18 protein-coding genes and 1 pseudogene are annotated in these 20,019 nt (G+C 43.9%); 10 read left to right on the plus strand and 9 right to left on the minus strand.

What is annotated here, in order from left to right; all coding sequences use genetic code 11:
• Window positions 1-9: 9 nt before the first annotated feature.
• The 4 genes from HYN43_RS09910 (at window position 10) to HYN43_RS09925 (ending at window position 5,749) form a co-directional block, all read left to right on the plus strand.
• Window positions 10-1,155: a hypothetical protein gene (locus HYN43_RS09910; protein ID WP_119411543.1), complete on the plus strand. Its 1,146-nt coding sequence runs from the start codon at window positions 10-12 to the stop codon at window positions 1,153-1,155.
• A gap of 146 nt (window positions 1,156-1,301) precedes the next feature.
• Window positions 1,302-2,741: a DNA/RNA non-specific endonuclease gene (locus HYN43_RS09915; protein WP_119411544.1), complete on the plus strand. Its 1,440-nt coding sequence runs from the start codon at window positions 1,302-1,304 to the stop codon at window positions 2,739-2,741.
• A 231-nt stretch (window positions 2,742-2,972) separates the two neighbouring features.
• On the plus strand, window positions 2,973-3,749 hold the full coding sequence (locus HYN43_RS09920; protein ID WP_119411545.1) for an HAD-IIA family hydrolase: 777 nt from the start codon (window positions 2,973-2,975) through the stop codon (window positions 3,747-3,749).
• A 326-nt stretch (window positions 3,750-4,075) separates the two neighbouring features.
• A complete protein-coding gene (locus tag HYN43_RS09925) occupies window positions 4,076-5,749 on the plus strand; it encodes a lectin (RefSeq protein WP_119411546.1) in 1,674 nt (557 codons plus the stop codon).
• 59 nt (window positions 5,750-5,808) lie between these two features.
• Here the strand turns inward: HYN43_RS09925 and gpmA are convergent, their stop codons facing one another.
• Window positions 5,809-6,498 carry a 2,3-diphosphoglycerate-dependent phosphoglycerate mutase gene (gene gpmA, locus HYN43_RS09930; RefSeq protein ID WP_119411547.1) on the minus strand — a complete coding sequence of 230 codons (690 nt, stop codon included), beginning with the start codon at window positions 6,496-6,498 and terminating at the stop codon, window positions 5,809-5,811.
• 105 nt (window positions 6,499-6,603) lie between these two features.
• Between gpmA and HYN43_RS09935 the strand changes: the two genes are divergently transcribed.
• On the plus strand, window positions 6,604-7,197 hold the full coding sequence (locus tag HYN43_RS09935; protein WP_119411548.1) for an acetate uptake transporter: 594 nt from the start codon (window positions 6,604-6,606) through the stop codon (window positions 7,195-7,197).
• Between the two features lie 23 nt (window positions 7,198-7,220).
• The gene (locus HYN43_RS09940; RefSeq protein WP_119411549.1) at window positions 7,221-7,604 is read left to right on the plus strand and encodes an SRPBCC domain-containing protein; all 384 of its coding nucleotides are present in this window, start codon (window positions 7,221-7,223) and stop codon (window positions 7,602-7,604) included.
• Between the two features lie 68 nt (window positions 7,605-7,672).
• Here HYN43_RS09940 and HYN43_RS09945 read toward each other — a convergent pair whose 3' ends face one another.
• The 5 genes and pseudogenes from HYN43_RS09945 to HYN43_RS09965 all read right to left on the minus strand — a co-directional run bounded on the left by HYN43_RS09945 (window position 7,673) and on the right by HYN43_RS09965 (window position 11,576).
• Window positions 7,673-9,046 carry an OmpA family protein gene (locus HYN43_RS09945; protein ID WP_119411550.1) on the minus strand — a complete coding sequence of 458 codons (1,374 nt, stop codon included), beginning with the start codon at window positions 9,044-9,046 and terminating at the stop codon, window positions 7,673-7,675.
• A 308-nt stretch (window positions 9,047-9,354) separates the two neighbouring features.
• Window positions 9,355-10,092: pseudogene (locus HYN43_RS09950) on the minus strand (maleylpyruvate isomerase N-terminal domain-containing protein); the annotation flags it as partial.
• Window positions 10,093-10,215: 123 nt separating this feature from the next.
• On the minus strand, window positions 10,216-10,644 hold the full coding sequence (locus HYN43_RS09955; protein WP_119411551.1) for an OsmC family protein: 429 nt from the start codon (window positions 10,642-10,644) through the stop codon (window positions 10,216-10,218).
• Window positions 10,645-10,725: 81 nt separating this feature from the next.
• The gene (locus HYN43_RS09960; protein ID WP_119411552.1) at window positions 10,726-11,142 is read right to left on the minus strand and encodes a DUF3052 family protein; all 417 of its coding nucleotides are present in this window, start codon (window positions 11,140-11,142) and stop codon (window positions 10,726-10,728) included.
• The gene (locus tag HYN43_RS09965; RefSeq protein WP_119411553.1) at window positions 11,142-11,576 is read right to left on the minus strand and encodes a DinB family protein; all 435 of its coding nucleotides are present in this window, start codon (window positions 11,574-11,576) and stop codon (window positions 11,142-11,144) included. Before HYN43_RS09965 ends, HYN43_RS09960 begins: the two co-directional genes overlap by 1 nt.
• 83 nt (window positions 11,577-11,659) lie before the next feature.
• Between HYN43_RS09965 and HYN43_RS09970 the strand changes: the two genes are divergently transcribed.
• From HYN43_RS09970 to HYN43_RS09980, 3 genes are all read left to right on the plus strand, one after another.
• Window positions 11,660-12,907 carry a nucleoside recognition domain-containing protein gene (locus tag HYN43_RS09970; RefSeq protein ID WP_119411554.1) on the plus strand — a complete coding sequence of 416 codons (1,248 nt, stop codon included), beginning with the start codon at window positions 11,660-11,662 and terminating at the stop codon, window positions 12,905-12,907.
• A gap of 92 nt (window positions 12,908-12,999) precedes the next feature.
• The gene (locus HYN43_RS09975) at window positions 13,000-13,419 is read left to right on the plus strand and encodes a hypothetical protein (RefSeq protein WP_119411555.1); all 420 of its coding nucleotides are present in this window, start codon (window positions 13,000-13,002) and stop codon (window positions 13,417-13,419) included.
• A gap of 15 nt (window positions 13,420-13,434) precedes the next feature.
• Window positions 13,435-13,845 (plus strand): OsmC family protein, encoded by a 411-nt coding sequence (locus HYN43_RS09980; RefSeq protein ID WP_119411556.1) that lies wholly within the window; start codon window positions 13,435-13,437, stop codon window positions 13,843-13,845.
• A gap of 219 nt (window positions 13,846-14,064) precedes the next feature.
• On the opposite strand, the gene HYN43_RS09985 is transcribed toward HYN43_RS09980, so the two are convergent.
• Complete coding sequence (locus HYN43_RS09985; RefSeq protein WP_119411557.1) at window positions 14,065-14,682, minus strand: TetR/AcrR family transcriptional regulator; 618 nt, start codon at window positions 14,680-14,682, stop codon at window positions 14,065-14,067.
• Between the two features lie 178 nt (window positions 14,683-14,860).
• On the opposite strand from HYN43_RS09985, the gene HYN43_RS09990 reads away from it, so the two are divergent.
• Window positions 14,861-15,988 carry a mechanosensitive ion channel family protein gene (locus HYN43_RS09990; protein WP_119411558.1) on the plus strand — a complete coding sequence of 376 codons (1,128 nt, stop codon included), beginning with the start codon at window positions 14,861-14,863 and terminating at the stop codon, window positions 15,986-15,988.
• Here HYN43_RS09990 and HYN43_RS09995 read toward each other — a convergent pair.
• Together HYN43_RS09995 and HYN43_RS10000 are read right to left on the minus strand one after the other, a co-directional pair.
• Window positions 15,985-16,470 (minus strand): DUF4126 family protein, encoded by a 486-nt coding sequence (locus HYN43_RS09995; RefSeq protein ID WP_119411559.1) that lies wholly within the window; start codon window positions 16,468-16,470, stop codon window positions 15,985-15,987. The genes HYN43_RS09990 and HYN43_RS09995 overlap by 4 nt on opposite strands.
• Before the next feature lie 126 nt (window positions 16,471-16,596).
• The gene (locus HYN43_RS10000) at window positions 16,597-20,019 is read right to left on the minus strand and encodes an efflux RND transporter permease subunit (RefSeq protein WP_119411560.1); all 3,423 of its coding nucleotides are present in this window, start codon (window positions 20,017-20,019) and stop codon (window positions 16,597-16,599) included.

Below are 20,019 nucleotides of genomic sequence, written 5' to 3' on the forward strand. Positions count from 1 at the left end.
TGACCAACAATGAAAAAGATATATTATCCATTAACGTTATTGGCGCTGGCATTTACGGCATGCCAAAAACAGCCGGTTATTCCTAATACACAAGCCGTACACAAAGCCAGTCTTACCCAAACATTGGGGTCGGCCGATTATAAAAAGCTCGATACTTCGGCTTACGGTTATAAAAATGGTGTGTTTAAATCGGATGATGATGCCAAACAAAGCATCCCGGCCATTCTTACTGCCGAGAACCCGCGCGTTGACGATGGCTCCACTGCCCAGGTAACCTTTAACGTGGGTACACCCGTGATAAAAGTGGCCGATAGCCTTTACAGCAGCGTAGCCTATACGCTTACCAATGCCGATTATCTGCTGTTGCCCGGTAATAAATACAATGATTTCAGCGCTGCGCAGATGCTTGCATGGTTGCCTTACGGGCCAAAAACCTCGTCGCCAAAGGCAAATCAACTGGCTGTAGTTACGTTTAATTACTATGCAGGCAGCGTATCGGTACAAACTTTTGCTTACCTGTACCTGAACAATGTATGGCAGCAGATTTACCTGCTATCGCCTGCGCAGTATCTTTCAATCGGCCGCTCGAGCCATAACGAGTTTGTAGCTACCGATAAGGACAACATCAACACCTATATCAATGCGCTTTTAAAGGCTGATCTTACTGTTACGGCGACAGCCAAGGTTGGCGATATAGTGTATGTAAGCTATAACTATTACGATGGTACCGACTATCAGAAAGTTACAGCTTATGCTTTTGATGGCACAAACTGGGTTGCAGGTGCAACACCAAGAACATTATCATTTGAGCGTGCTGCAGGTAAATGGGTAGTGAGCAGTACCGTTAATTACACGCTTATTGCTGATGATTATACCTATATCGGCACACAAACCACTGCCGGTAGCCAGGCTGCGCGGGATAACGTTGCCAAATACCCTGATTTTAATATCAGTGCCCCTACCGATGCCACTTACTGGAGCGACGCCGATTTGAATGCTGCTATGATAGCCGTATTAACAAATAAATTTAAGGCTACAGCACTTCCTAACCAAAAATTTGTAGTTACCTATACTGTTTACAGTTTCGGTAAAACCTCAAATACCAGCAAAACTTTTGTTTTCGACGGAACAAACTTCATCGTTCCGAAAGTGTAGTATACTATAAAACAGGAGCCCGGTTAACTGGCCGGGCTTCTTGTCTTCTTCATTGTTTATCCCCTAAATCTTTCCGGTTAAAAAAATTTCACAGCATAAATGCGTTGGCTGTGCTATGTATTTATCTATCATAAAAAAAACAAATTATGAAAATTAACAACCTGCTAATTGGCCTGGGTTTAACACTAACCTTTGCCGGATGTTCAAAAGACCTTAAAACCACGCCCACGCCGCCAAAATCGGGCGATACTACGGTTACCACTCCCCCGGCCCCGGTTCCGTACACCATTACCGAGGATTTGGAAAACGGAAGCAAAACCGCCTATGCCGCGGCCGATGTTTCATTAGGCACCGGCAGCTGGAATTTTGACAATGCACTGGTGGGTAACCTTGCTGCCGATTTGAAAAACGGCAGCAAATCAATCCGAATGAAAAATGGTGCCATTACCATGAATTTTGATATCAAGGGCCTTACTACCCTTTACTTTAAACATGGCAAATACGGTACTGATGCGGCCTCAAACCTGCAGGTACTGATGTCGACAGACGGAGGAGCCACTTATACCCAGGTGGGAAGCGATATCCCTGATAACAACACAGTACTGGTAACCGACTCGTTTAAAGTATCGGCTGCTAAAGTGCGCTTCCAGATTAAAAACACCACTACTAACCGCGTTAATATCGACGACATTATTTTTAAAGGCACCGGCGACCCGGGTATTACCATTGGTACGCCCGATACCGGCGGCAGCGACACCACAGGTACATCAAACTCAACAACCCCACGCGATGTAACCGCCGGGGCCGATGCGCAGCCAACCACTGGCGATAATAGCAACCTGTTATTCGGCAACCCATCAAACGCTACCGCAACCCTGGCTACCATGGATAATTATTTGATAGACCAGAAATACTACGTAGAATCGTACAATGCCACCAAAGGTGAACCCAACTGGGTAAGCTGGCACCTTGACGGAACAAACACCACTAATGCAACCGGCAGGCTGGATAATTTTGCAGGCTGGAGCGGTTTGCCTACAGGCTGGTACCAGGTTGAAAGCAACAGCTATTCGGGCAGCGGGTTTGACAGGGGGCACAACTGTCCATCGGCCGATCGTACCAGTTCGACCAATGCCAACTCGGCTACCTTCCTGATGACCAATATGATACCGCAGGCCCCTCAAAACAACCAGCAAACCTGGGCCAACCTTGAAAATTACCTGCGCGAACAGGTGGTTGCCGGTAACGAAGTTTACATCATTATGGGTAGCTACGGCACCGGTGGTACCGGATCAAAAGGCGCGGCTACTACTATCAACAACGGCCACGTTAATGTACCAGCCAATGTTTGGAAAGTGGCGGTGATCATCCCTAAAGGCGATGGAGACGTTGCGAGGGTTACAGCCTCTACACGCGTTATAGCAGTGAATACGCCTAATATCAACACCATTGATGGCGACTGGACTAAATATATCACCACTGTAAAAAGCATCGAAACAGCAACAGGTTACACCTTGCTATCAAGCCTGCCTGCGGCTGTACGTACAGCACTTGAAACCAAGGTTGATAACGGCTCAGGATCATAAGCTTTTATTAATGTTAAAAAAGAGCCGGGCGGGTCATCGTCCGGCTTTTTTATTTTGTTATGTTTGAGGGATTATAAACCGTACCGTTATTTCCGCCTGATTAACAGAATTTGGCAATAATTGTATTAACTCAATATTATCATTAAACTATCGGCAATAAAAAACTGATTTGTTTATTAAATTCACATAAAAAGGATTACACAACATCACAAAATACAAACATAAAACTATATGAAACAAGGCCTTTTAATTGATATGGATGGCGTTATCTACAGCGGCGAAGAATTAATTTTCGGCGCAGATAAATTCATCAAACATCTTATAGATAATGATATTCCTTTTACGTTTATGACCAATAACAGTCAACGTACCGCCCTTGAGGTTGTGCGCAAACTTAAAAGATTAGGCATCACTGTAGAAACCAAACATGTTTACACCAGCGCCATGGCTACAGGAAAGTTCCTGGGCGATCAAAGCCCTAACGGCACCGCTTTTGTGTTAGGCGAAGGCGGCCTGCTTACCAGTTTACACGAAAACGGGATCACCCTTGTTGATTCAGATCCGGAATTTGTGGTATTGGGTGAAGGCAGGAATTTTACTTTAGAGATGGTTCAGCGCGCCGTTGATATGATCCTGGCCGGTGCTAAATTCATCACCACCAACCGCGACCCATCGCCTAAAAAACCTGGATGGAATAACCTGGGCATAGCTGCTACTACCGCCATGATTGAAGAAGCAACCGGCAGGAAAGCGTTTGTAACCGGCAAGCCAAGCCCGGTAATGATGCGATCAGCCAGGAAGTTTCTGGGCTTGGAAACTGCCGAGACTACCGTTATTGGCGATACCATGGAAACAGACATACAGGGCGGTGTGCAAATGGGCTATAAAACAATACTGGTTTTATCAGGCATTTCAACCAGCGACCAATTAAGCCATTATGCTTTTAAGCCTGATAGTGTGGTAGGCTCGGTCGATAAGATCACCTTTCCGCTTAAATGGTGGAAATAAGATGTTCTGATAAAAATTATATCTCTCTTTAAAACGGATGTCCTATCACATGGCATCCGTTTTTTGTTTAATACTTTCGCGAAAAGCATCTTAATTTAATCTATACCTAAAAGCATTAAGCTTTTATTAAGCATTTTTTAATAGCGGCATTGGTTATTTGTCACAAACCAATTACAAAACGGTGGCTTCCCTAAAGTTGCCGGTAACCAAACCAATTATTGCTATGATGAAAAATCAAGTGCTTAAGCCCCCTTAGGTTTAAAGCAGGTTATGCCTGCATTTCCGTTATTAAACCAATTTTATCAAAAAACACTACATCTAAATTTATGAACTTAAAAAAACTGTACGTTCTGGCCTGCGTGCTTATGGCAGGTATTATCACCTCGTGTAACAAAAAAGACCTTGTAAACCACACAGGCAACTCAAACATCAATTCAAAACTGCAGACATCAGCCTCGCCCGTTGGCGATGTGGTGGGCAAAATAACTGTAGGCTACCAGGGATGGTTTGCCGCCACCGGCGACGGCTCGCCCATTAACGCCTGGTGGCACTGGGCCCAAAACTGGGGTGCAGCACCTTCGCCAACCAACCAGGGCATTAAATCGTGGCCTGACGTGCGCGATTATACTACCACTTTTCAAGCCGCCTACTCCAATCTTGGCAACGGGCAACCTGCCAAACTGTTCTCTTCCTTTACAGATCAATCTGTAAACGTTCAGTTTCAATGGATGCAACAAAACGGCATTGATTGCGCTGCCTTACAGCGCTTTAACCCTACAGGTGGCGAAGGCCCAGTACGCGATGCTATTACTGCCAAGGTTAAAACCGCAGCCGAAGCAACCGGCCGTAAGTTTTACATTATGTATGATGTAAGCGGCTGGACAAACATGCAATCGGAAATTAAAACCGATTGGACAAACAAAATGTCGGCCTATACGTCTTCATCGGCTTATGCAAAACAGAATGGCAGGCCAGTGGTATGTATCTGGGGATTTGGTTTTAACGACAGCAATCACCCATGGTCGGCCGCGGTTTGTTTGGATGTGATTAACTGGTTTAAAGGGCAGGGTTGCTACGTGATAGGCGGTGTACCTACCCAATGGCGCACGGCACCATCGGGCCAGGATTCAAGACCGGGCTTTTTGGCTACCTATAGCGCGTTTAACATGCTTTCGCCATGGATGGTAGGCCGTATCGGCAACGCCGGTGATTCGGACAATTATTACACCAATGTAAACACACCCGACCAGGCCTATTGCAACGCCAACGGTATCGATTACCAGCCCTGTATTCTGCCCGGCGATTTGCAGGAACACCAGCGCGCCCACGGCGATTTTATGTGGCGCCAGTTTTACAACATGAAACGCGTTGGTGCGCAAGGTATTTATATTTCGATGTTTGATGAGTACAACGAGGGTAACCAGATAGCCAAAACTGCCGAGAGTTCGGCCTTTATCCCTGTAGGATCAAACTTTGTTACCCTTGATGAAGACGGCACAGCATGCTCGGCCGATTACTATCTGCGCCTCACCAACGATGGGGGCAAAATGTTTAAAGGCCAGATTGGTTTAACCGCCACCCGCCCTACCCAGCCGGTTATCGGTAGCGGAGGCGGTACCGTGCCTATTGGCCAGGTTGTTACGCTAAAAGGCTCAAATAACAATTATGTAAGCAGCGAAAACGGTACACAGGCGATGAATTGCAACCGCACTGCCGTAGGTGGCTGGGAACAATTTACCGTAGTTAACGCAGGAGGCGGCAAAGTGGCCCTGCAAAACTCGGGCAAATACGTATCATCCGAAAATGGAACGCAGGCCATTACCTGTAACAGATCTTCCGTTGGCCCATGGGAACAGTTTGACTGGATTAACAATGCCGATGGTACCATCTCGCTGAGAGGCAACAACGGCAAATACATTTCGGGCGAAAATGGCACACAAGCCATGACCTGTACCCGTACCACTATTGGCGGCTGGGAATCATTCCGGGTTAACCAATAATTTCATTTACAGTATAAAGGCGGCTTAAAACAGCCGCCTTTATATTATCCACTTAAATGTTATTCAAGATAATAATGCCGGATCCGGTTCAGGCCCTCATCCAACTCGTAAACCCAGGGTGTTGCCGTTGGTATTTCGAGGTTGGTAACCTCCTCATCACTTAAATGATCAATATATTTGATAAGTGACCTCAGGCTGTTGCCGTGAGCTACCACGATAACTTTTTGATTGCGGCGAAGCGCTCTTACAATCCGCTCGTTCCAAAATGGTAAAACCCTGTCCATGGTTTCGCCCAGGTTTTCGGTAAGAGGAAGCTCACGTTCTGTTAAATCTTTATACCTTAAATCGTGGCCCGGATAACGGGGATCATCTTTGGTAACGGCCGGTGGGTGCTCATTAGGATCGCGCCGCCATTTCAGTACCTGTTCGGCACCATATTTAGCTATCGTTTCGTCTTTATTTAAACCCTGCAATGCGCCATAAAAACGCTCATTCAGCCGCCATGATTTTTCTACCGGGATCCAGAGATGATCAAGCTCCTCCAAAATAAAATGAAGCGTTTTAATTGATCTTTTTAAATAGGATGTAAAGCCGGCATCAAAGTTATAACCGTTTTTATTAAGAATTTTGCCGGCCTGCCGGGCCTGCTCATACCCTTTCTCTGATAGGTCTACATCTTCCCATCCGGTAAACCGGTTTTCCTGGTTCCAGGTGCTTTCGCCGTGGCGTATCAATACTAATTTTTGCATAGCTAATCTGATAACGCAAATGTAGCTTACGGGTTGTAAAAAACTTGCTTAATATTTATAAATCAGTTAGCTTGCAGTACAAACCAAATTAAACCAAAACTTATTATGACTCTTCCTACCACACCCGTGCCGGTGAAGGATGGCACTGCCAACCCTGCCCCGCTTGGCTTATGTGCTTTTGGCATGACCACCGTTTTGCTCAACATCCACAATGCCGGCTTTTTTGAAATGAACACCATGATTTTGGGCATGGGCATTTTTTACGGAGGCCTGGCACAGGTTATTGCCGGCGTTATCGAAGCCAAAAAGAACAACACTTTTGGCCTTACCGCCTTTACCTCGTACGGCTTTTTCTGGCTTTCGCTGGTAGGTTTACTGGTAATGCCTAAACTTGGCTGGGGAACCGCACCGTCTGAAGGTGCTATGATAGCGTACCTGAGCGTATGGGGCGTATTTACCCTGTTATTGTTTTTTGGCACACTAAAGCTTAGCCGTGCCTTACAGTTCATATTTGCCTCGTTAACCATATTGTTTTTCTTGTTGGTAGCCGGCGATGCTACAGGTAACGCCGGTATTAAACATTTTGCCGGTTACGAGGGCATTGTTTGCGGCGCATCGGCCATCTACGCAGGCATAGCCCAGGTGCTGAACGAAATTTACGGTAAAACCGTTTTGCCGCTTGGCCCGGTAAAGGATTAAATTAATTGTGCTAAATTGCGCAGGTGAAAGATTACAAAAAATATTACAGCATACCGGCCACTCCCGAAGAAATTTACATGGCGATAACCAACCCCGTTACCATAGAATTATGGACAGGTGAGGTTGCCGAAATGTCGACCGAGCCGGGCAGCGAATTTTCGATGTGGGATGGCAGTATTGTAGGTAAAAACCTGGAGTTTGAGCCTAATAAAAAAGTTGTACAGCAATGGTATTTTGAAGGTGCAAGCGATAACTCGATAGTGACCATTAAACTTCATCCCGATAAAAACGGCACTTCGGCCGAATTAAGGCATACCAATATCCCCGATGATGATTACGATGATATTGTTGGCGGCTGGAACGACAGCTATTTTGGTGGCCTGATAGATTTTTTTGAAGGATACTAAACCAATATTTTAAAACAAAGAAAGCCGCCCAAATGAGCGGCTTTCTTTGTTTTAATTGCTTTTACCCGTTAAAACAAGGTAAACTCAACCCTGCGATTAGCCTGGCGGCCTGCCGCTGTTTTGTTGGTAGCAATAGGCTGGGTTTCGCCATAGCCGGTTGCTTCAATACGTGATGCATTGGCTCCTTTGCTTACCAGGTAAGATTTAATCGATTCAGCACGATCTTTTGATAAACGCATGTTCAATTCGTCCGATCCGGTATTATCAGTATGGCCGGCAAGTTTCAGGCTGAAGTTTTTATCAACCAGTAACTGCGCAACCCTATCCAAACTTGGGAACGAATGCTCGCGGATGGTTGCTTTACCTAAATCAAACTCAAGGTTCTTGATCGCATCTTTAACTACTTTTTTATCCTCTTCGGTAACATAAATCACCGGTTTAGCAAGCGGACAACCCGAACCATCCACTTTTTGGCCGGCCGGCGTATTAGGACATTTATCATTTACATCCACAACACCGTCGCCATCGCTATCGGTAGTTAACTTAGCCAGGTTTGCATTTGTAGCGGCCAAATCACTTGCCAATTGTGCGTTTTTAGCTTTCTCAGCGTCAATTTGCATTTGCAGCTCGGCACGGGTGCGTTGGTTTTCTACCATATACTCGGTGCGCATTGATGATACCGGATTGTGTACGGCCATTTGCGGTTTTTTGCTGCTACCTAAAGCAAACTCCAGGCCTATATGAGCGTATGAGAACCTGTCATCTCCTGAGCCAAAGTTGTAGCCGTCGAAATTATCAGACTGAACGAAGTTAACCTGATAACCCATATCAAGGTTTACGCCCGGAGCAAGGTTAAACTTCAAACCTAAGCCAATCGGGATAAATACTTCGCCAATATGACCGTTATCGGTTTTCTTGAAATTTTCCTGTTGTCCGCCAGCTGGAGTTATTCTTGGCGTATAATTCATGTAACCTGCACCTGCCGTTAAGTAAGGCTGGATAAAAGGCCTGTCGTGTCGCCAGTTGATATTGGCCAATGTAAAGTTGGCACTCAATGCTGCCGACCAGTTTAGTTTTGTAGAGTACGAATCATAAGTGTTGGTGCCCGCGGCGGTAACATGGCTGTTTGAAGACGATACTTCGCCGCGAAGGAAATCAGCCTGTAAGCCAAACGATGGTAAAATTTGTTTTTTGATATAAGCGCCATAGCCAAACTGTTCGCTTGGATGGGTGAAATCCTGGTGGCTGTTACGGCCAAAAATGGTGTAGGGCGTCAATAAACCTCCGTGTACCCCAATCGACCATGTACGAAACTGGTCTCCGCCCGAAAACGGCCTTACATAATCTTTAACGGCTAAAGTGTCGGGAGTTTGGGCTAATAATTTGCTGCCTACCAAAACTCCGGTAAGGAGTAGAGAGGCTTTCTTTAAATTTGTTTTCATATTAGTAAATTTAATTATACGTTTAACACTCAGTGAAACGTACACTCTGTAAGTCAACATTGATGCCACCAAATAAAACCAAGGCTTAAACACGCTTAAAAGGCTCCCCAAAATCCCAAAAGGAAAAGCATCTAAAATTTCATATAAAACGCTGATACACTACGTTAATCCATCGTGTTTTTATGAAACAATTCAGGTTGTTTAAAACCGCGAAGCACAGGAATAAATTTGACTTTTTGTATGATACGGTCAGTGAGTTAAAAAGAATACAATTTTGTACTGTAATGGGGTAAATAAACAAAATTGTTTTAAGCCATTACCGCCACAAGATTGAATAAATTTTCTTCAAGGTTAATATTTCCGCTAACATCGGAAATTTTGATAGCTGATTGGGGCGTGATAGCTTTAGTAAATACCTTCCAGGCTGTATCTGGCGATAAGCTTACAACGGTATCAGGTTGTTTATCAAGAGTTTTGTTCAGCTTCCAATTGCTGTTATTGTACTGCGAAAACCAGCTTCCCCCAGCCTCTCCCGTAACCAAGATTTGGATAAGGGAACCCTCATCACCTTCAATGTCGCGATAAGCATGCGGCAAGCCCCGCATAAAAGTATCTACACAGGGATAAAATAATTCGGCGTTTATAATCCCCTGCTTACCAACAGCCTCACGAATTTGTTGCTGATGGTGAAATTTCTCTGTGTATTCGCGGGCAATATGAAACCGGTTTGCAGATTGCTCCTCTCCTGCCCAGGCAACCGAATATAGCGCTTGCGCAAAGGGATCAAGCGCGGCAATCACTTGGCTGTATTGCTTCCCGGTTGTTTCTAAAAGTTCAATGAGTAACTGCGGGCTCATGCGCCGCATGGCTTGTACCCAGGTGGCGTTTAAGCTGTTCAGATACCCAACAAGATAATGGTAGTTGTTAATGGGAGTAGATGGCGGATCGCCGGGGTATTCATGAGACGATGATATGGTGCGGATGTTACCATCCAGTAAATGAGCAGCTACATCTTTAACTGTCCATAAACGCGCAACGGTTGGTTTATTCCATTCGTCTGCCTATAAGGATTTGAGCAGTTCTATTAGTTTCTCATCTAAAATGGGGAACAGGTGTACTGTTTTGATAGGTATCTCCTGCTCCTCCATTTATTTAAACTATTAAAAATATTATTGTGCCGGGTGTACAATCACTTTCCATTTGATATCGGCACCAGCCTTTGCAAGTGTAGCCGCAACCGAGCAGTATTTGTTGATAGATAGTTCGGCGGCACGCACGGCCTTGTCTTCATCAACGTTTCCGTAAATATGAAATTCGATGTCTACATCCTGCCATAAAGAAGGCTCTACACCTGCTTCACGTTCGCCGTTCACCACCATTTTGTAATCGGTTACCTCCTGGCGCTGTTTTTTTAGGATGCTGATCACATCAATTGCCGAGCAGCCGGCAAGGCCCATTAATAACATTTGCATTGGGCGGATGCCAAAATCCTGGCCGCCGCTTTCCGGACTGCTGTCCATTTTTACCGTATGACCATTGGCGTCAACAGCTTCAAAGCCGAAATCGCCATGTACACGTTTTAATTCAATTTGAGCCATAGTGTTTAGATATTACAGTACGAAGTTATACAATTGTAAGCTATTGCTCAAACAGGCTACGGTTGTTTAACTAAAAATGACTTAATCCGCATATTTTCTGTCTTTAACCGGGATAACCAGCTTCAGTCCCGACCATATTTCATCCACCGCGCAAACCTTTATATCAACCAGGCCAATTTGCAGGGCATAGTTCCTGATCAGGTCTTCGGTAACATCGGTAACCACTTTCGATGCTTTTTTGGGCCAGGATACCCAGATCATCCCATCAGGTTTTATTTGCTTCATCAATCCGGATAAAAGAGCTTTATATTCATCCTGGCTTTGGGTAAAAAAGTGAATTACATCTTTTTTAATTTCAACATTATCAACAAAAACAGCATCGGCGGGCATATCGCTAAACAACTGCATATAGTGTTCAGGCGCATTTACCGGCATCACTACCGATTTTGATTTAATCCCCAGCTTTTTTGCCAGCGGCGTGCCCGAATATCCTGCCATTACAGTATCGTTTTTAAATGATGTAACAAATGATCTACATAATCTGCAGCAAGCCATTCAACGGTTTGCAGGTTGGGTTCCTGTTTGCTGTTGTCGCACCGGGCTTGTAGCCTTTCGGGCGGATAATTTTCCAATACCCTAACAATCTGTAAATTTAATAAAGCCCATAAGTCAATTAACTGATTGATATCTGCCTGCTGATAGCGGGCGGCCTGCACCCACTCCACCTGTTCGTAGATAAGTTTGAAACCTTCTTCATACGTGCATCGCACAAAACGTTGCAGGTTAATTTGCGCGCTGTCAATTAAATGCCCTATCACCTCTTTTTTTGACCATTTTAACGGCGATGCCTTGTATTCCCAATCAATTTGTGCTGTTTTAAGTAGCTGTACCTTATTAATTGTTTCTTTTAGTTTGCTGATAGCCTGGTTCATGGGGTATAATATCAAAGCTTATTAAACACGATAATTTTATATTACACAGCAAAAGCATTAACTTCAAAACCTTAAACATTACTATGGCCCTTAACTACATCTGGATAGCGTTTTTTGTAATTGCCTTTGTTGTGTCGCTCATAAAATTAGTTTTTTTTGGCGATACCGAAGCATTCAAATTGCTCGTTGAGGGGATGTTTAACTCGTCAAAATCATCGGTAATGGATATAGCCCTGCCGCTTGCCGGCTCAATGGCTTTCTGGCTGGGGATATTAAACATTGGCGAAAAAGCGGGAGCCATTAACTTTTTATCGCGGATAGTAAGCCCGTTTTTTAGTCGGCTTTTTCCTGATGTGCCTAAAGATCATCCCGCCACCGGGCAAATGATGATGAACTTTTCGGCAAATCTGTTGGGGCTGGATAATGCAGCCACTCCGCTGGGCTTACGGGCCATGGGCAGCTTACAGGAGTTGAATAAAGATAAAGAAACAGCCTCAAACGCCCAGATTATGTTCCTGGTGCTGCATACTTCGGGTTTGCAATTGCTGCCGGTTACCATTATTGCACAAAGGGCCATCCTCAATTCAAAAGACCCCGCCGAGGTATTTTTGCCCTGCATCATCGCTACTTATGTGGCTACCGTAGTTGGGCTTATAGCTGTTGCCATCAGGCAAAAAATTAACCTTTTTGATAGGGTGATCATCGGCTGGCTTGGCGGCGTTACCACGTTTATTGCCCTTTTGGTTTGGTATTTTACTACCCAGCTAACCCGTGAGCAGATTGGTACCGTGTCATCCATCATAAGCAACGTGATGTTGTTTACCATCCCGGTAGTATTTATTGTTGGGGGGATGATAAAAAAGGTAAACGTATTTGAAGTTTTTGTTGAGGGAGCTAAAGGCGGCTTTGAAACATCTATCAAAATAATACCCTACCTGGTGGCCATGCTGGTAGGCATAGCCGTTTTCAGAAGCTGCGGTGCTTTGGATTATATGAACGAAGGTTTGCGCTGGATCTGCATCCAACTGGGCCTGGATACCCGCTTTGTGGATGCCATGCCGGTAGCTTATCTTAAACCTTTAAGCGGTTCCGGATCAAAAGGGATGATGATCACCGTTATGCAAACTTTTGGTGTTGATAAATTTGCAGGCAGGCTGGCAGGTATTTTTAACGGATCGGCCGATACTACTTTCTATATTGTTGCCCTTTATTTCGGCTCAGTAGGGATAAAAAAATCACGCTACGCCATCCCTGCGGGTCTTATTGCCGACCTGGCCGGCGTAATTGCTGCTATATTTATTGCTTACCTGTTTTTTGGTCACCAACCCTGATCGTCTTTTCTCCGTATACAGTAAAAACCAATTTTTTGATTCTCCCTCTTAATTGATTTTATTGTTACTTTTGATTCCCCGATTATAAACTAATGGAAAAAACTTTTCTCAAGGACAAGCGCCTCAAAAAAAAGAGGGCGATGAAAGGCGTATACGCAATTGTGGTTGTAGGCGTAATATTTGTATTCATCATGATAAAATTTGCTATTTCCGGTGGCGTATCTGATGTATTTTCCTTTAACCGGATGCCTAATGCCGATGATGCCTATAAAATTGCGAAGGAATTTGTGATCCCCACCATCCGATCAGGTAATGTTTCTTTTCCCGACGAGGGATACCAGTACGGCAAAAAATCAGATTCTGTTTACATCATCAAATCGTATGTTATCTCGACCGATGAACGTGGTGAAAAAAGCCGTACCAATTTTGAAATGATATTGAAATATAACGGCGGGCCGAGGTTTATGAAAAAAAACTGGTCGATGGTTGATATTAATGAAAGTTCGCAATAACACCGGCAAAAATTTATGGAGGATCCCGCAATGGAGTTAATAGAAAGCGCCAGCGCATTAATTGGCCGTACTCAATACCAAACCGTGGTTAACAGCGGCGGGCATGCTATTGTAGCTGATGAACCTATGAGTGCCGGGGGTACAAACACCGGCATGGATCCGTTTAGCCTGTTGTTGGCAAGTTTGGCAAGCTGTACAGTTATCACGCTGCGCATGTACATTAACCGCAAAATGTGGCCGATAGAAGAGATTAAGGCTGATATTGAAATGTTTAAAACCCAAAACGGTACCCGTATAGAAACCAAACTGAGTTTTAAGGGAGAGGTGAACGATGAACAGCACGACAGGTTACTGAAAATTGCAAACGCATGCCCGGTTCACAAAATTTTAACCGGCAGCATCGCTATTAATACTACCATAGTATAAAAAAAGCCGGCGTAAAAAAATCACGCCGGCCAAATCACTCTAAAACAATCACCTCTTAAAAAAGAAGTATTTTAGTATAAATAATTTTGATTAGCAGGTATTTACCCGCTGTTAAATTATTGTAGGTACAAAGTTATCTATAAATAATAAGTCGGATTCACCCCGCCGCTCCTTTTTGACGACTAACTGACAGTACTGGGTTTTTATACCCTGAGATGACTAATACATCAATCCTTTGATAAAAATATCAACCAGTAACAGCTTTTTGGTATGAATTTCTTCCAGATGTTCTTTTCGGGGGAAGTTGGTTTTCTTTTGAGAGATAGCGCCAACCCTGATACCGTGTAAGGCATCCATCAGCACATCAACCACTTCATCGGGATTGTTAATGGGTTTTATGGTGCCCTTTTCAACTTCGGTTTTGATGGCATTGCTTAACAGGCTTAATTCGGTAGCGTGCACTTCACCAACTATTTGCCATATTGCTTCGGGCAGGTTTTGTTCGTTAAGCCTGAAAAAATCGAAAAAATTATAATTGTTCACGATAAACTCGTGATGCGTATTTACCTGGAACGTGAAAGCCTCCTTTAAATTGCTGAAAGTGTTGATCCTGGCTTCGAGTGTTTTCAGATAATCACTGGCAAGCTTACGCATTACCGCGATGTACAGCTGGCTTTTATCGGGGAAATAATAATAAAGCAAAGCTTTTGACATCGAGAGATCGCCGGCAATCTCATTCATGGTGGTTTTTGAATAGCCGTAATGTAAAAAGCGCTGATGCGAGGCCTCTAAAATCTTTTCCCTTTTTATATCCTGCTGGTCATTAGCTGCTGCCATGTGATAGTTAAATTATATTTAAACAGGTAAACAAAAGCCGGCACAATCGATTTCCTGACTTTTTTAACAAAACTATCAAAAATTCATTAAACATAACTTGTTATACTCCATACCCTACTCTTTGCTAAAACAATTTTACATTCCAACTATTTTACTGTGTAAAAACTTTGCCTTTGGTATGAACATTGAAAACAGCCTCCCCCCTAACCTGGTCGAATTTTCACAGCGCATCCCATCGTTTGTATGGAACCTGATCATTGCCACTGTCGCCCTGCTTGTAGGGCTTATCATTAAGTTCATTATAACCCGGCTGTTTAAATTGTATGCCAAAAAAGCCGATACCTCCTACTCCATTCTTCGCTCTATTTTGGTTAACCTTGGGCCGGCGGTGGCTTATTTTATCCCTCTTTTCCTGTTTAACATATTATCGCCCCTGATGCGGATGAACCCGGTATATTACAAACCGCTGGATAAAACCTTCGAGATTTTACTTACCATATCCTTCGCGGGCCTGCTTGTGCGTTCGGTACGAATTTTAGAGGATTATATTTATCACACTTATGATTTGAACAAGGTAGATAACCTGAAAGAGCGAAAAGTGCGCACGCAGATCCAGTTTATCCGGAAAATTATTGTGGTAACCATCATTTTTTTAACCATCGCCGTTATCCTGCTCAGTTTTGAAAGCATGCGTAAAATTGGTACTGGCTTGCTTACCGGTGTGGGTATCGGCGGTATTATTGTGGGCTTTGCAGCACAAAATTCATTAGGTAACTTACTGGCCGGTTTCCAGATAGCTTTTACGCAGCCCATTCGCATTGATGATGTGCTGGTTGTTGAGGGCGAATGGGGACGCGTGGAAGAAATTACGCTCACTTATGTGGTATTAAAAATATGGGATGAGCGCAGACTCATCCTCCCTATCAACTACTTTATCCAAAAGCCTTTTCAAAACTGGACGCGCACATCGGCCGATATCCTGGGCACTGTGTTCTTATACATGGATCATACCGTACCCGTAGATGCGATCCGCGATGAATTTGAACGGCTTATTGTTTTATCCCCGCTGTGGGATAAACGGGTTAAGGTAGTACAGGTAACGGACGTTAAGGAACATACCATCGAGATCCGGGTGTTGATGAGCGCCGGAACTTCATCTAATGCCTTTGATCTGCGTTGTTATATTCGCGAAAATCTCATCACATTTATTCAGAAAAACTATCCAGGTAGTTTACCGCGATCCCGCAATGAGATCAATATCCCCGGTGGCCTCGAAAAATATGTTCAACCGCAGGCGGGGAATTAGGCATTATTGCAGAGGGCTATGCCGGCTCCTATGGTAATTACATCTTCAATACCACCAATCACCGGATCGGCTATGCCGCTGCTTTTAACAAAGTTTTTGCGTAGCCAGTAACTTGCATAGGTTGAAGCAACTGCAGTAATACCACCGGCAAAAGCACCTTGCCAAACATTGCCGCCGGCAGCTTTAAAAATAGCGGCACCGGCCAATGCTCCGGATAAACCTCTCCCGGCAACACCTGCGGGTTCGATACGGTTAGGGGTTGAGGGCAATTTATCAACTACCAATTCGCTTACAGCTGTTATTTTAAGCACAGTTGCGAGTGTTGGCGATTGCATAAAATTTAAAGGCGAATTACTAATGTGCCTTGATTTCTTTCTGCTGAGTATATGAGTTACCGCAACTGGCGCTGCCGAAGTGCGCATCCCGGCTAAGATGCCCAATACTATCGCCTGTAAGGTTTGTTTCGTTGTGATTAATTTCATGAAGCATTTACTTTGAATAACCGCAAGCGTCTACTTATGTTCTGATAGATCAATCAATATTTATCCCTTAAACAAAAACAGCCGCACTAAAAAGGGTGCGGCTGTTTTTGTTTATTGTATTAAAATTTATACCGCTTCGGTTTCAAAAACTGCTGCATGTTTTTGCTCAACAGATTTTTTTCCGAACAATCTTGCTTTTAAATTATAACGGATGAGGTACAAACACGGCACCAGGATCAGGGTAATAATGGTTGCGAAGCCTAAACCAAAGATCATTGTCCAGGCTAATGGTCCCCAGAAGGCTACGTTATCACCACCGAAGTGAATGTGCGGTTCGAAATGAGTAAACAGGCCCACAAAGTCGATATTAAAGCCCACTGCCAGCGGAATCAAACCTAAAATGGCTGCAGTTGCAGTTAACAATACCGGCGTCATACGGGTATGGCCGGCTTCAACTACGGCATCATGAATGCTTACGCCCTGTTCAAGCAGCATATCGGTAAACTCTACCAATAAGATCCCGTTACGTACCACCACACCTGCCAGCGCAATGATGCCGATGCCCGTCATTACGATAGACATCGTCATACCGAATACGCTTACGCCAAGCAATACACCGATGATACTGAAGAAGATCTCGCTGATGATGATGAGCGTTTTGCCGATAGAGTTAAACTGGATCATCAAAATGATCAGGATCAACCCGAACGATACAGCAAGCGCCGAAAGCAGGAAGGTCATGGCTTCCATCTGGTCTTCCTGGCCACCACCCTGGCGGATAATTACGTTATCTGGTTTTTTAAAGTTATTGATGGCTTTTAATATGTTGGCGTTAACTTCGTTAGGGTTATTAGGTTTAATAACATTCGAACCGAGGGTTAACACCCTGCGCTGTTGTTTACGCTTGATATTACTATAAGTTGTTGTGTAACGGATATCGCTGAAAGCCGAAATAGGCACCTGGCGGATAGTTCCGTTCATGGCCATATCACGGTAAGTGATCTTGAGGTTTTTGATCTCGTCGATATTACCTCGCTGGTCTTCCAAAGCTCTTACCTTTATCTGGTAGTCATCTTCCTTAGTGTTTCTATAGTCGCCGGCCTTTTTACCAAGTATCGCAGTTACCAGGTTATCCGTTATTTGCCCGGACGAAATACCCTCTCTGTTTGCACGTTCTCTGTCAACATCAAAAACAATTTCGGGCTTATCGCTTTGTACATCGGCAATAAGATTTTCAATACCTGCTATATTTTGTTTGGCAAGATAATTTTTAAGACGGTTACCTGTTTTTACCAAGGTATCGATATTATCGCCTACAATTTCAATGCTGATATCTTTTTGTACCGGTGGTCCGCTATTTTCCTGGGTTACAGATATTTTGGCACCGGGTATCCCTTGCACCGCATCGCGAATCCGCTTTACGATGGCCTTGGTGTCTTTGCCGTTTCGCTTACCAAACTCAACAAAAGCCACGGTTACCTTTCCTTTATTCTGATAATCGCTTTGATCCTCATCGGTCGGGTCAACAACACCTTTAGTAACGTTTGAGATAACCGACGATACAATGTCTTTATCGGGTTCAACAACGTTAGCTACCTTTTTCTCTATCTGGCGTGTAACGTCGTTGGTATAGGCCTGATCGGTACCAATTGGCAGCGTAATATATACATAAGCGAAATTTGGATCTGCCGATGGGAAGAATTCGGGCGTTTTGCCGCGTACCCCCATTAAAAAGATAGCGAATGCAAATAAAGCAATGGTTCCAATCAAAACTGTAATTGGTCGTTTTACTGCCCGTTCAAGCCACTTAGCATACCAGTTTTGAAATTTTGGCCAGGCATTTTTCTGAAACCTGTCAATTATCCTCAACAGGAAGAAATGGTTTATCAGGTACAACACAGTTATCAGCACCATCAGGTTGCCGAAACCCACATTTATTAAGTAGCCAATCACAGTAGCAATCGCCAAAAATATCAATCCACGGGTTGTAGGCCTGTCAAACTTAGGGTTATCATGCTCCCCATCGTGATGTGGCCTCATAAAATCAACCGCAAATACCGGGTTAATAATGTAAGCTACCACCAGCGACGCCAACAAAGTAATAATTAGCGTTATGGGCAGGAAGAACATGAAGTGGCCTATCAAACTGTTCCAGAAAGCCAGCGGAACAAAGGGAGCCAGCGTAGTCATTGTACCGGAAAATACCGGAAGGAATACTTCGCCCGCAGCCATTTTAGCGGCTTCTTTAATGGGTACTTTACCGTTTGCAAAAATACGGTGGGTATTTTCAATAACCACAATTGCATCATCCACAACAATACCGAGGGCTAACAGGAACGAGAACAGCACAATCATGTTTAACGTAAAGCCTATAGCCGGCATTACCAGGAAGGCGATAAAACATGACAGCGGAACCGATAAAGCCACGAAAATAGCGTTGGTAGTTCCCATAAAAAACATCAGGATAATGGTAACCAGTAAAAAGCCGATAACGATAGTGTTAATCAAATCGTTAAGTGTTGTACGGGTTTTGTCCGACTGATCGCCTGTTACAGTAATATCCAGACCTTTAGGGAAAACTGTTTTCTGCTTAAGCTTAATCAGATCATTGATTTTATCTGATGCCTCGATGAGGTTCTCGCCCGAGCGCTTACTAACGTTAAGCGTAATTACATTTTTAAAATTGGGGTTGGCATTGGTTTTTAAACGCGCATAACTTTCCTGCTCCAAAAACGAATCCTTAACCTCGGCAATATCACGCAGATATATCGGTTGCCCTTTAGGGTTACGGATCACCATTGCCCTCACCTCATCAGCATTCTTAAAATCCTGCTTAATATCTATGGTGCGGCGTACACCATCCGTTTTGATGGTACCGGTTGAAGCCAATATATTTTCATTACCAACAGCCGTAGTGATATCGCCAAAAGTAAGCTGTGCGGCAGCCATTTTATTAATATCAACATTAATCTGAATTTCGGGCGTAAGAGCACCTACTTCATCTACCTTGGATATTTCCTTAAAGCCCTCAATCTCGTCTTTAAGCACATCGGCATACTCCTTAAGCCTTTTCAGCTCGTAATTTCCCGAAATATTAATATACAGGATTGGGAGATCAGCCACGTTGATATCGGTAATATTTGATTCTTTAAGGTTGGGATCGTTTTGAGGCAAATCCTGCTTGGCTTTATCAACAGCCTCTTTCACGTCTGTTTTTGCATCCTTAATATCGATATCGGCATTAAACTCGGCGGTAATTACCGAGGCATTCTGAATAGAATTGGACGTTACTTTTTTCAGACCCTTTAACGATTTTAAACGTTTTTCAATTTGCCTGGTAACCAGGTTTTCTATATTCTGCGGCGACTGCCCCAAAAACGGCGTAGTAACAAATACCTTTGATTGCGCGATATCCGGAAAATTCTCCTTTGGCAAACGGTTATAGCTTACAATGCCCAGCACCGTAATCAAAAACATGAGCACATAAATGGCCGTTTTGTTATCAATGGCCCAGCTTGAGGGGCCAAATTCTTTTTTTACATCTTTCAT

The organism is Mucilaginibacter celer, from assembly GCF_003576455.2.
Lineage (GTDB): Bacteria > Bacteroidota > Bacteroidia > Sphingobacteriales > Sphingobacteriaceae > Mucilaginibacter > Mucilaginibacter celer.

Coding starts and splice junctions, on each gene's coding strand:
- gpmA (WP_119411547.1), bottom strand. CDS start 6,498: ATGCAAAAATTAGTATTGATACGCCACGGCGAAAGCACCTGGAACCAG.
- HYN43_RS09975 (WP_119411555.1), top strand. CDS start 13,000: ATGGAAAAAACTTTTCTCAAGGACAAGCGCCTCAAAAAAAAGAGGGCG.
- HYN43_RS09920 (WP_119411545.1), top strand. CDS start 2,973: ATGAAACAAGGCCTTTTAATTGATATGGATGGCGTTATCTACAGCGGC.
- HYN43_RS09915 (WP_119411544.1), top strand. CDS start 1,302: ATGAAAATTAACAACCTGCTAATTGGCCTGGGTTTAACACTAACCTTT.
- HYN43_RS09925 (WP_119411546.1), top strand. CDS start 4,076: ATGAACTTAAAAAAACTGTACGTTCTGGCCTGCGTGCTTATGGCAGGT.
- HYN43_RS09935 (WP_119411548.1), top strand. CDS start 6,604: ATGACTCTTCCTACCACACCCGTGCCGGTGAAGGATGGCACTGCCAAC.
- HYN43_RS09965 (WP_119411553.1), bottom strand. CDS start 11,576: ATGAACCAGGCTATCAGCAAACTAAAAGAAACAATTAATAAGGTACAG.
- HYN43_RS09990 (WP_119411558.1), top strand. CDS start 14,861: ATGAACATTGAAAACAGCCTCCCCCCTAACCTGGTCGAATTTTCACAG.
- HYN43_RS09945 (WP_119411550.1), bottom strand. CDS start 9,046: ATGAAAACAAATTTAAAGAAAGCCTCTCTACTCCTTACCGGAGTTTTG.
- HYN43_RS09970 (WP_119411554.1), top strand. CDS start 11,660: ATGGCCCTTAACTACATCTGGATAGCGTTTTTTGTAATTGCCTTTGTT.
- HYN43_RS09910 (WP_119411543.1), top strand. CDS start 10: ATGAAAAAGATATATTATCCATTAACGTTATTGGCGCTGGCATTTACG.
- HYN43_RS10000 (WP_119411560.1), bottom strand. CDS start 20,019: ATGAAAGATGTAAAAAAAGAATTTGGCCCCTCAAGCTGGGCCATTGAT.
- HYN43_RS09995 (WP_119411559.1), bottom strand. CDS start 16,470: ATGAAATTAATCACAACGAAACAAACCTTACAGGCGATAGTATTGGGC.
- HYN43_RS09980 (WP_119411556.1), top strand. CDS start 13,435: ATGGAGGATCCCGCAATGGAGTTAATAGAAAGCGCCAGCGCATTAATT.
- HYN43_RS09955 (WP_119411551.1), bottom strand. CDS start 10,644: ATGGCTCAAATTGAATTAAAACGTGTACATGGCGATTTCGGCTTTGAA.
- HYN43_RS09960 (WP_119411552.1), bottom strand. CDS start 11,142: ATGGCAGGATATTCGGGCACGCCGCTGGCAAAAAAGCTGGGGATTAAA.
- HYN43_RS09985 (WP_119411557.1), bottom strand. CDS start 14,682: ATGGCAGCAGCTAATGACCAGCAGGATATAAAAAGGGAAAAGATTTTA.